The organism is Vibrio sp. YT-18, assembly GCF_033337345.1.
GTDB classification, from domain to species: domain Bacteria; phylum Pseudomonadota; class Gammaproteobacteria; order Enterobacterales; family Vibrionaceae; genus Vibrio; species Vibrio alginolyticus.
In genome coordinates this window covers 1-9,413 of the sequence record NZ_JAWOQO010000036.1, presented here as the reverse complement: position 1 = coordinate 9,413, position 9,413 = coordinate 1, and the positions used below count along the sequence as shown (strand labels likewise).

13 protein-coding genes and 1 pseudogene are annotated in these 9,413 nt (G+C 40.8%); all 14 read right to left on the bottom strand.

The genetic code is table 11. The features are described 5' to 3' along the window. Nucleotides 1-191: 191 nt before the first annotated feature. Nucleotides 192-719 (bottom strand): hypothetical protein, encoded by a 528-nt coding sequence (locus tag R7M72_RS23750; protein WP_315956406.1) that lies wholly within the window; start codon nucleotides 717-719, stop codon nucleotides 192-194. Nucleotides 720-1,279: 560 nt separating this feature from the next. After that, the gene (locus R7M72_RS23745; protein WP_047482926.1) at nucleotides 1,280-1,654 is read right to left on the bottom strand and encodes a hypothetical protein; all 375 of its coding nucleotides are present in this window, start codon (nucleotides 1,652-1,654) and stop codon (nucleotides 1,280-1,282) included. 129 nt (nucleotides 1,655-1,783) lie between these two features. Beyond that, a complete protein-coding gene (locus R7M72_RS23740) occupies nucleotides 1,784-2,179 on the bottom strand; it encodes an ACT domain-containing protein (RefSeq protein WP_315956407.1) in 396 nt (131 codons plus the stop codon). Between the two features lie 138 nt (nucleotides 2,180-2,317). Next, a complete protein-coding gene (locus R7M72_RS23735) occupies nucleotides 2,318-2,716 on the bottom strand; it encodes a DUF6232 family protein (protein WP_017821406.1) in 399 nt (132 codons plus the stop codon). 141 nt (nucleotides 2,717-2,857) lie between these two features. Next, nucleotides 2,858-3,625: a hypothetical protein gene (locus tag R7M72_RS23730; RefSeq protein ID WP_315956408.1), complete on the bottom strand. Its 768-nt coding sequence runs from the start codon at nucleotides 3,623-3,625 to the stop codon at nucleotides 2,858-2,860. Between the two features lie 191 nt (nucleotides 3,626-3,816). Then, nucleotides 3,817-4,158, bottom strand: coding sequence for a hypothetical protein (locus tag R7M72_RS23725; protein WP_315956409.1), 342 nt, complete (start codon nucleotides 4,156-4,158; stop codon nucleotides 3,817-3,819). 154 nt (nucleotides 4,159-4,312) lie between these two features. After that, nucleotides 4,313-5,018, bottom strand: a pseudogene (locus tag R7M72_RS23720) (HNH endonuclease). Nucleotides 5,019-5,176: 158 nt separating this feature from the next. Beyond that, entirely contained in the window at nucleotides 5,177-5,464 is a 288-nt protein-coding gene (locus R7M72_RS23715) for a type II toxin-antitoxin system RelE/ParE family toxin (RefSeq protein ID WP_315956410.1), read from the bottom strand. Further along, the gene (locus tag R7M72_RS23710; RefSeq protein WP_000086647.1) at nucleotides 5,461-5,742 is read right to left on the bottom strand and encodes a type II toxin-antitoxin system Phd/YefM family antitoxin; all 282 of its coding nucleotides are present in this window, start codon (nucleotides 5,740-5,742) and stop codon (nucleotides 5,461-5,463) included. Before R7M72_RS23710 ends, R7M72_RS23715 begins: the two co-directional genes overlap by 4 nt. Before the next feature lie 247 nt (nucleotides 5,743-5,989). Next, nucleotides 5,990-6,223, bottom strand: a complete 234-nt coding sequence (locus R7M72_RS23705; protein WP_171343242.1) for a hypothetical protein — start codon at nucleotides 6,221-6,223, stop codon at nucleotides 5,990-5,992. Nucleotides 6,224-6,358: 135 nt separating this feature from the next. Further along, entirely contained in the window at nucleotides 6,359-6,793 is a 435-nt protein-coding gene (locus R7M72_RS23700) for a GNAT family N-acetyltransferase (protein WP_069491079.1), read from the bottom strand. Nucleotides 6,794-7,490: 697 nt separating this feature from the next. Continuing rightward, nucleotides 7,491-7,847: a DUF6404 family protein gene (locus R7M72_RS23695; RefSeq protein ID WP_168834774.1), complete on the bottom strand. Its 357-nt coding sequence runs from the start codon at nucleotides 7,845-7,847 to the stop codon at nucleotides 7,491-7,493. 223 nt (nucleotides 7,848-8,070) lie between these two features. Then, nucleotides 8,071-8,481, bottom strand: coding sequence for a cytidine deaminase (locus R7M72_RS23690; protein ID WP_021033956.1), 411 nt, complete (start codon nucleotides 8,479-8,481; stop codon nucleotides 8,071-8,073). A gap of 149 nt (nucleotides 8,482-8,630) precedes the next feature. Beyond that, nucleotides 8,631-9,320 carry a hypothetical protein gene (locus tag R7M72_RS23685; RefSeq protein ID WP_230238826.1) on the bottom strand — a complete coding sequence of 230 codons (690 nt, stop codon included), beginning with the start codon at nucleotides 9,318-9,320 and terminating at the stop codon, nucleotides 8,631-8,633. Nucleotides 9,321-9,413: the final 93 nt, after the last annotated feature.

Genomic DNA, 9,413 nt, shown 5'->3' with positions numbered 1-9,413 from the left:
GAATCATCTGAAATAACACGACTTTCACCCTAGAAATAATAACTGGGGTGAGAGTTTATCCATGCAAACTAACGCCCAATTAAGGTGTGAGGCACGCAATACCGATGCTGCCGCATACCACCTTAATCACTAAAACCAACGCATAATAAAAATGCCAAGCGTGCCGAATCACTCTTAAATTGTTTGTTAAATTATTTTTTATACCAATTGAATACTTCAGCGCTAGCCATTGTAATCCGTATAGCTAAGCCAATAACTAAGAAATATACGTAAATACTTTTGGCACTTTTTTCAAAGGCTGTTTCTACCTTTTGGCTCTCATTTTCCGAAATGTCACTTCTTAATTTAGCTGTACGTGCATCGATTGTTGAGGCATCTTCAGCTAGTTCCTTTAATCCGATATCAAATGCTGGGCTATCTATACCATCAAGCGTAAAGTGTTTTTCCATAAATGCTTGTCCTTTTTCAAGGTTGGATATTCGGTCATTATAACTTGATACAAGTTGCTTTCTGAGAATTTTCTCTGCTTGCACAGCTTCATTAATTCGTGTGGTTGAAAGCGCATTAATCAATGCAAAAAAAGCCAATGACAACCATATATAATCACCAGCTTTCCAGTACGATTTTGGCCACTTCCCTGAAGTCTTGTAGCCAAAAACATGTGCACCAACTAGCAACGTAATAAATGTTAATAATACTGGATGAAAAATAATGCTCATAAGCTTCCTTGTAATTTAACGCCGCGTTAAGTGGTGAGCAACGCTACCGCTGCACTCTAGACATTATGCCATAAACACTGATGCATATCTTTACACCAAGCCCGCCGAGCGTTGGGAATCCGTCTTAAACGCTTTGTTATATGCCTAATCACAGGTTTCAATGGATGATGTTACCAACAGGCCTGTTAGTTCAGGACTTCAAACTTACAAGCTAAACATTCATTCCCATCGACGTACTCAGAGAGCCAATAATGTGTGTCATTCACCTCACGGTAAGTCGCAAGACTATATTGCTCAGAGAACCGGTACTTCAATATGATAAGCCTGTGACACTTAGGCAGCCATTCCGCTTTCTCTAAAATGACATTTCTATTAGTCAGTTCTGACTTTAAAATCTCGTTCAAAAACACGCTTTCGAACATTTAATTTGTCCTCATGGCATATAACGCCCTGTTAAGGGGTGAGCAATGCAATACTGAAGCTGACGCATACCACCTTAACCACTAACACCAACGCATAGTGAAAATGCCACGCGTTGCGAATCCCTCTTAAACAGATTGTTATGTGCGTACTTGAAGTTGTAGTACGTCTCTAACTTTCTGGGAATCTTCGGCTTTCCAACGTGAAATAGTCTTACCCCTAGAAGATGTTTCCACTACCACTTCCAAAGAATAGTCTGCCTTATACTTTCGTTGACTGAACAGTTGATGGAGGAAACCCGAAAATTCTTCAGCTAACTCTAGCGATTCCAGATAAATACTTTTTCCTCGTAATCGCCCTGAAGGAGATACACTAAGTGTAATCATTGAATTTTCATCATGCTCCCAATGATATGAGCGCAGATTTTTCGGCAAAAACTCATTTTTCACTCGTACATTGATAGTTGCATATTCAACAAAACTTCTATTTGGAAAATCGCCTAACTGTCTAAGCATCTGATTTTTCTCCCTAAGCACATAACGCCGCATTAAGGTGTGAGCGACGCTTGGCTATACTTGAGCGAAGCGAAAACGCCAAGCGTTGCGAATCACTCTTAAATGCTTTGTTAGCAATATGACTCAGCCTTAAACACTGAACTCTTCTAACGCTATAACTGCCGCTTCTGCTTTGCTACTTTGAACGAAAATATGGTCGTGATAATAAGCTGCAATTACATTAGCACTAATGCTCTTTGATGCTAGCTTACTCGCAACTGCTGCTGTAAGACCGACAGCTTCCAAACTAGAGTGAACCGTCAAAGTAATTTGGCTATACGTACCGTCAAACGACAAAGCGGCTTTCTCTGCGACTGACTTTTCAAGAACCAAAGTTAAGCCCTCAGATTCAGCGAACGTGGCGACTGGATTTAGCTGAACGTAGTCTGCAAGCTGACCTGAAACAGTACAAAATACAAACTCAGCTTCTACTAATTTGGGACTCATCGAACGTAGCAGTTCGTCTAAATCTTTAATCCCTGACATATTGGTTTCCTCTTATATTGCTAACGCCTTGTTAAGGTGTGAGGCACGCAATACCGAAGGTTCCGCATAACACCTTAACCACTAAAACCAACGCATGGTAAAAATGCCACGCGTGCCGAATCACTCTTGAACAATTTGTTATACGAATTTTTTCAGTGCCGACACTTGCTGTTCAAATAACTCACAATCTGACTTTGAGTATGACTTGGCGACATTAACCCATTGAACGCCCGTTTCATCTATGTGGCGAAACTCGACTTGAAGTGCATATTTAGAACAACGAAAAAGAGCAAAAACCAAACCTACAACCGTCAGACTAAGAACTAAAACTAGTAGCCATTGTGGCACCTCTTCCAACCTTGGAATAACTAACCAAACTGCCCCTGAAAACACACACACCCAGAATAAAACTTGACCTAAATTATCAAGAAAACTTAACTTTTTAACCCTAACATTGTTTATCTTAGACAAAGGATATGAGTCTTTCTTAAACCTGAATTCTTTTGAATCCAAGTTAAAATCAGTATTTTTGTACATAATTTCCCTCTATTCGTATAACGCCCTGTTAAGGTGTGAGCAACGCTATACCGAAGCTCCCGCATACCACCTTAATCACTAAAACCAACGCATAGTAAAAGTGCCACGCGTTGCGAATCACTCTTAAACAGTTTGTTAGGCTTATTTTCCCCAAACCCACTGTTTCTTTCTCAAAGCAGAACTTTTTGGCGTTAGGAAAAAGGGGAAAAACTCATACATATAAGGTATTTCATTTTCCTTACCTTTCAACGCATATAATTCGTGTAATTCATGGCATTGGTAGCACAACAATCCATAAAATGGGCGTAATATCTCGATAACCGACCACACTACATGAGGATTAGTCTTTTCTGTAGCAGACATCAAATAGTAAAAGTCGAGCATTGTCATCCATTCACCATCTACATTTTGCTGCCAACTGCTTGCCATGCCTGAACGATCAATAGCTTGAATTGCATCATTTTGTAGCTTTGTGCGCACATCACTACGTAAGCCCCAAATATGGTCATCAATTACAGATAGCCAAAGACTTATAGGATCTTCGTTTTTATTGTGATCAGTTAACACATCAAGGTTGTAGTATCGCGAGCCTTTCGCAAACTCTGTAAGAGTAGATACTATTTTTGTTTGCTTATCATCTAGATTTAATTCTTGTCGTAATCCATATGCCTGAGGCAGTAGCGAACATTTTTCAAAGAGATCTTTTATATTATGACCAAAAGCTTTTAACTCTTTGTTTGTTGGATTTTTGAGGTGGTTTTTAAGTTGGTGATCAAGGATAAGCACTATTTTCATCAAACGCTCAAAGCCTGTTGCAAGCTCGAACAAACCGGAATAAAACAAACCTCGATGAATCTCATCAATATTCGCGTTTCTCAATGAATTTAAACCTCCCAGAAGACTGGACATTGTCAAATGTCCCTCTTGGGTAAGTAATCTATAATTTCGACTGAACATTTTATTAATCTTCCATAAGCCTAACGCCTTGTTAAGGGGTGAGCAACGCAATACTGAAGCCGCTGCATACCGCCGTAATCACTAAAAACAACGCATAGTAAAAATGCCACGCGTTGCGAATCCCTCTTGAACAATTTGTTAGCTTAAATTATGTAGCACCAAGCCACACTACCCCAAAACATAATATTCAAAGTCCAGACCATCACACTTTGAATAGGGAACATATGAAAAACTAATTGTGGACATGTCCTAAGCTCTCTCAGCGAGAACAACATTTGAGGCTGGAAGTCCCAACTGGTAGCTAAACGCAGACCTCTTTTAAAGCGAGGATGATTCACCAAATATTCGGCGTAAGATGAATAAATTGTCCACAAGCCGAAAAGACCAAACAGCTCAATTATTGAGATAACTTCCAAACTAAATGGCAATAATGAAGGTCCACCAATGAGTAAAATACCTGCAAATATCCATTTTTTACTTCTCATTACACATCCTTGTTAATGATTTAAGCTAACGCCCTGTTAAGGTGTGAGCAACGCAATGCCAATGCTTCCGCATACCACCCTAACCACTAAACACAACGCATAGCAAAAATGCCACGCGTTGCGAATCACTCTTAAACAGTTTGTTATATGCGTCTTAAACCTTGTCACCTAACAGGGAAATCAAAGCATCGACGGATATCGGCGGATATGTTCTGTGTATGATTCCATGACAATTAGGACATAAAGGCTTTAAGTCATTGATAGGATCAACATCATACTCTTGCTTTATATCAGCAAGTGCAACTTCGTGGTGCACGTGTATAAAACCCTTACCGATATCACCATAAACACTTTGAAAATCAAAGTTGCAAACATAACATTTGCACCCATAATGAGATATGCACTTAGCTCTAGCATCAGCGTTACGTTCATATGCATTTACAGAGATTCTCTTCGTTGCACCCTCAGTGTAAGTCTCGGGGTTAACAACCTCTTCTATAGATGTGACAACCTCGTGTTCAGAGGGGCTTAACGCATACCAAAGACCATCAACTCCCGCTAAATACTTATCCTCAAGAACCCAGTCGAAACTTTTTAATTTTAGCGGTACCAGTATCTGTTTCATCGTACTTCATTGGGAACGTTTTTAAACTGTACCCATGCTCTTGAATGAGAGATACGTGCTCGAGTGACTGCTTTCTCCCCGCACGTTTCCAACTTTCATCAAAGATTAAGCCATCTTTGTGTACATCCCAATGACCAAAAACCACAAACTTTTCATCGTGATTAACAAATGACCAACTCCAGTTCCAGTTTCTGCAGGTTGCACCCACAGACTCCATAAATTTCTTTCGACTCATTTGAACTACCTAATCAAATAAAGCATATAACGCCGCGTTAAGTGGTGAACAACGCGACCACCAAACCTAAACCATTTCGCCGTAAACACTAAAGCTGATTCAAACCAAAAATGCCAAGCGTTGTGAATCCGTCTTGAACGCTTTGTTATAACACAGTTTTACACGTCGTCTTCCGACAACATTTGACGACAATTACGAACTGTCAGTACGCGGATCTCATGGCTTAAGCTATAGATAATACGATAGTGACCAAATATGATTTCACGATAGTTAGTATTGGGCATTTCAGGAACAAAGCGCCCCATTTCAGGCATACTTCCAAGTAGTTTAGTTTTGTCAAAAACTTCGTTTACCCACTTTTCTGCTGCAGGTGGATTATCCAAAGAAATAAATTCCGCTGCATCGCCTAGCTTCTGAAGCGCTAATGGAGACCAAACTACTTTCATTTCTTAATGCGCCCCAATACTTGAGCACGAGCATCATCATTTGAAACACCAAGGCCTGAAGCTAATTGAGCTTCAGCTGTGCGCATTTCTTCCAGTAACTCGATCTTCTCTTGCATTGCTTCATACTCTGCAACATCGAGAACAACAGCAACACCTTTACCACGCTGTGTGATGACCAATGGACGGCGAGTCTCATTGATTTGCTTGATGTATGAAGCTACACCGGCACGAAACTCAGACAAAGGTTGAATATCTTGATCGAAATGAATGCGACTCATATTGAACTCCAATTAGTACAAAATAACGTACAAATAATAGTTCAACTGACCCTTTTGAGCAAGAAGTTGATTCTGTGTTATAACGCCCGCTTAAGTGGTGAGCAACGCAATACCGAAGCCGCCGCATACCGCCTTAAACACTAAAACCAACGCATAGTGAAAATGCCACGCGTTGCGAATCCGTCTTAAAGCGTTTGTTAGCATTCAGCACCAAGTCAGACTATAAATTTTCTACGTTATTAGGTAGCTAACTTTCTACTGTCTTTTTGCCGCACTTTTCACAAACTAGGTGACGCTCAAACTCATCCATAGAGGCAACAAATGCTCCAAGAGCCCAGCCTTTAATCGCGCCTGCTATAAATTCCTTAAACTTCTGATTTTTGGCACCTTTAAAAGCACTCGGCTTTCTGACCAAGACAACTACGTGATGAGTATCCGTACCGCAATCTGAACAGTAACGAACTTCTGTTTTGTGAGACATTCTTTTTCTCCATGAATGCTAACGCCCGCTTAAGTGGTGAGCAACGCAATACGATGTTTCCGCACACCACCTAAATCACTAAACTTAACGCATGGTAAAAATGCCACGCGTTGCGAATCCGTCTTGAAGCGTTTGTTATGCCTCTGACTTACGGTAAACATCTGGATGCCAAATTTGCATTAGTATCTCTGGATTTTCAATTGGTTGGAAACCGTATTGCGCGTACAAACCATGTGCATCTCTTGTTGCCAATACCATACGCCTTAAACCTTGCAGATCAGGGTGAGACACTATTCTTTCAACGAGCCACTTGCTCAAACCTTTTCCTCGGTGCTTCTCTACTATGAATACATCAGCAAGGTAAGCAAACGTTGCTTTGTCTGTTATCAGGCGAGCAAAGCCTACTTGAAAATCATGGCTATCATAGACACCAAAACAAAGTGAATTTGAAATAGCTTTTTCTAGGGTATGTTTTGGTATTCCTGACGCCCAGTAACTTTCTGAGATAAATTCGTAAATCACCTCAAAGTCGAGGTGACTTTTATCCGTGCTGATTCTGTATCCTTGCACCATTTTTCCTCCTTGAGGCATAACGCCCAATTAAGGGGTGAGTAACGCAACACCGATGTCACCGCAAACCACCTTAATCACTAAAATTAACGCATAGTAAAAATGCCACGCGTTACGAATCCCTCTTGAATTGTTTGTTAGTACGCTGCCCTTAAAGCCTTTGGTACACACCAAGATATTGAAATATAGCACGAAAATTATAGCTTAAAACGCTGAGGCCAAAGGGACAACTGCCAAACTAGAACTCACTCTAAAAACACAAGTTGGCTGGAACAAAAACTTTCTTAACTGACCTATTTTCACCGTTTTCAAATTAGCAAAGAAGACGGACTTCAGAACTAAACAACCGCACCAAAGAAACTCGTTTTTTGACGAAAACTTCTCAACACCAAAGAAGCCGCACCAGAGAAGTAGCCCGAAAGTTAGACACCGTAAACGGTGAAGTCAAAGCAAACACAACTCATATAGTGCCTCCGGAAAGAACGTGAAAGGCACATTTGACCAGGTGTAAAGCTAGGAAAAGAAACCAATAAACACCGAAAATTTTACCTTTGATGCCCATCCAGTACTAACGCCGCGTTAAGTAGTGAGCAACGCTTACGCCTAACCTAAACCATTGTGCCGTAAACACTTAAGCCGATTGAAACCAAAAATGCCGCGCGTTGCGAATCTGTCTTAAACGCTTTGTTATGGCGCTTTACTTGTAGTGTTGATGACACCATTTTTCCCAGTTTGTTTCACCCAAAAGCTTTCGAGCCTTAATAATGCGAAATACGTTGATAAGTCCCATACAAATGCCAAATAGAGATGATGATACAAGATAAGTTACCCAATTTTCTGGCTCTGAATGCCAAAAAAACACCCACATCAACGCCCCCCATAGTAGCCCCATAAATAGACCATGTGTTATGAGTATTTTTGCAGGCGATTGAAAAATTAAGGGTTTCTGAGAAGGGTCTTTGTATTTAGACCAAATAAATGCAGTTGGCTTAGTTAAATCTGCTGGAACACCCTTCTCAATTAAGTGTTTTTGAATGAATTCTGCCTTGTCCATCTTCACCTCACTATGCGTACGCCAATTTGAATTCTAAGGCTTTAGCACAATTTATCGAGAATGGTGATTGAAGTGCTGCGACTGACTTCAAAGCCTGACTGCGCCATAACGCCCTGTTAAGGTGTGAGCAACGCAATACCGAAGCCACTGCATACCACCTTAAACACTAAAACCAACGCATAGTAAAAATGCCACGCGTTGCGAATCACTCTTAAACAGTTTGTTATAGCGCTTTGCCGTTTACAAGTGACCAATGATGAGGCATTAATTCTCGTATAGTCTTGAAAACCAATGCATTCCCTGAAGTCGTAATTGCTGCTTTGACATCCCCACCCCAATGGACGAGGCGCTCTTGGCAAACTCCGCATGGTGACAAAATTAGAAATTCATCGTTCTCGCTCTCACGACACAGGCATAATGAGTGGGTCACTCGCTCATTGAGTTTGTGAGCCTCTAAATACGCTCCCACCTCCATGCATAGTGAAAGAGCATCGTTTTTAGTATCAGGAGCAATGCTTGTTAATATTTTTCCTGACTCTGTTCTAACAGCCGCAGCTCCACCCCAACCAGAAGGATATCGCATATTTACTAGTTCTATTGCTGCTTGATAGAGCTCTTTTTCGATATTATCCATGACCATCCATATTCAATTTTATCGTGCGCTATAACGCCCTGTTAAGGGGTGAGCAACGCAATACCGAAGCCACCGCATACCACCTTAAACACTAAAACCAACGCAAAGTAAAAAATGCCACGCGTTGCGAATCACTCTTAAACAGTTTGTTAGCTGTTGGTTTTTGGTATTACCTTAAGACTTGGGTTAGGTGAGTCTGTAAGTTGTTTTACGATTCTATACTCACTTTGTCCTGAGCTACCAAGAGCGTCAACATAATGAATTGTAACAGTTGACTCATCAGGTATAGCGCTAGCAAACCTAAACTGAAATTGAACTTCTTGACTCATTTCCCAAGCATGAACTTCCGTTGGATGCTGCTGTGCCATCGGCTCACTAAATACTATATTCAAGTTAGTAGATGTACTTCCTGTGTTTTTTACATTAAATCTAAACGTACTTTTACCAGAACTATGAGCAGCCCCAACAGCAAGGAATACAAAATTAGGCTTTGCCGCCTCAACACGCCGTTTGTTTTCCAATTCAACAACATTGCGCTCAGCTTCCAATTGGGCTCTAGTAACTTCAACCAACTCTCGCTGTTGTTTAACAGACTGATTAAGTTCCGCAGCTTGCAGCTCAAGTGCTTTGGTACTCTGTTGTAACTCTTTCCCTTGCTGCAAAAAACCGAGTACTAGCCACAAAAATGCTACAGGTCCAAAGATGCCGGCAAAGAAGTCTCCAACTTCGTTTAAATCCATGACAAGTATTTGCCCAATTCGATCACTTAATATTGAGAGCAAACCGACCATGTATATTGCCGTCAATACAAAACCAATCACAGTTAAATTTTTATTCATAATCTCCTCAGACAGCTAACGCCCTGTTAAGGGGTGAGCAACGCAATACCGAAGCCGCCGAAAACCACCTTAATCACTAAATTCAACGCATAG

What these genes read in the sequence shown, in the direction of transcription:
- R7M72_RS23750 (WP_315956406.1), bottom strand. Translation starts at nt 719, where the DNA reads ATGAGCATTATTTTTCATCCAGTATTATTAACATTTATTACGTTGCTA.
- R7M72_RS23745 (WP_047482926.1), bottom strand. Translation starts at nt 1,654, where the DNA reads ATGCTTAGACAGTTAGGCGATTTTCCAAATAGAAGTTTTGTTGAATAT.
- R7M72_RS23740 (WP_315956407.1), bottom strand. Translation starts at nt 2,179, where the DNA reads ATGTCAGGGATTAAAGATTTAGACGAACTGCTACGTTCGATGAGTCCC.
- R7M72_RS23735 (WP_017821406.1), bottom strand. Translation starts at nt 2,716, where the DNA reads ATGTACAAAAATACTGATTTTAACTTGGATTCAAAAGAATTCAGGTTT.
- R7M72_RS23730 (WP_315956408.1), bottom strand. Translation starts at nt 3,625, where the DNA reads ATGTCCAGTCTTCTGGGAGGTTTAAATTCATTGAGAAACGCGAATATT.
- R7M72_RS23725 (WP_315956409.1), bottom strand. Translation starts at nt 4,158, where the DNA reads ATGAGAAGTAAAAAATGGATATTTGCAGGTATTTTACTCATTGGTGGA.
- R7M72_RS23715 (WP_315956410.1), bottom strand. Translation starts at nt 5,464, where the DNA reads ATGAAAGTAGTTTGGTCTCCATTAGCGCTTCAGAAGCTAGGCGATGCA.
- R7M72_RS23710 (WP_000086647.1), bottom strand. Translation starts at nt 5,742, where the DNA reads ATGAGTCGCATTCATTTCGATCAAGATATTCAACCTTTGTCTGAGTTT.
- R7M72_RS23705 (WP_171343242.1), bottom strand. Translation starts at nt 6,223, where the DNA reads ATGTCTCACAAAACAGAAGTTCGTTACTGTTCAGATTGCGGTACGGAT.
- R7M72_RS23695 (WP_168834774.1), bottom strand. Translation starts at nt 7,847, where the DNA reads ATGGACAAGGCAGAATTCATTCAAAAACACTTAATTGAGAAGGGTGTT.
- R7M72_RS23690 (WP_021033956.1), bottom strand. Translation starts at nt 8,481, where the DNA reads ATGGATAATATCGAAAAAGAGCTCTATCAAGCAGCAATAGAACTAGTA.
- R7M72_RS23685 (WP_230238826.1), bottom strand. Translation starts at nt 9,320, where the DNA reads ATGAATAAAAATTTAACTGTGATTGGTTTTGTATTGACGGCAATATAC.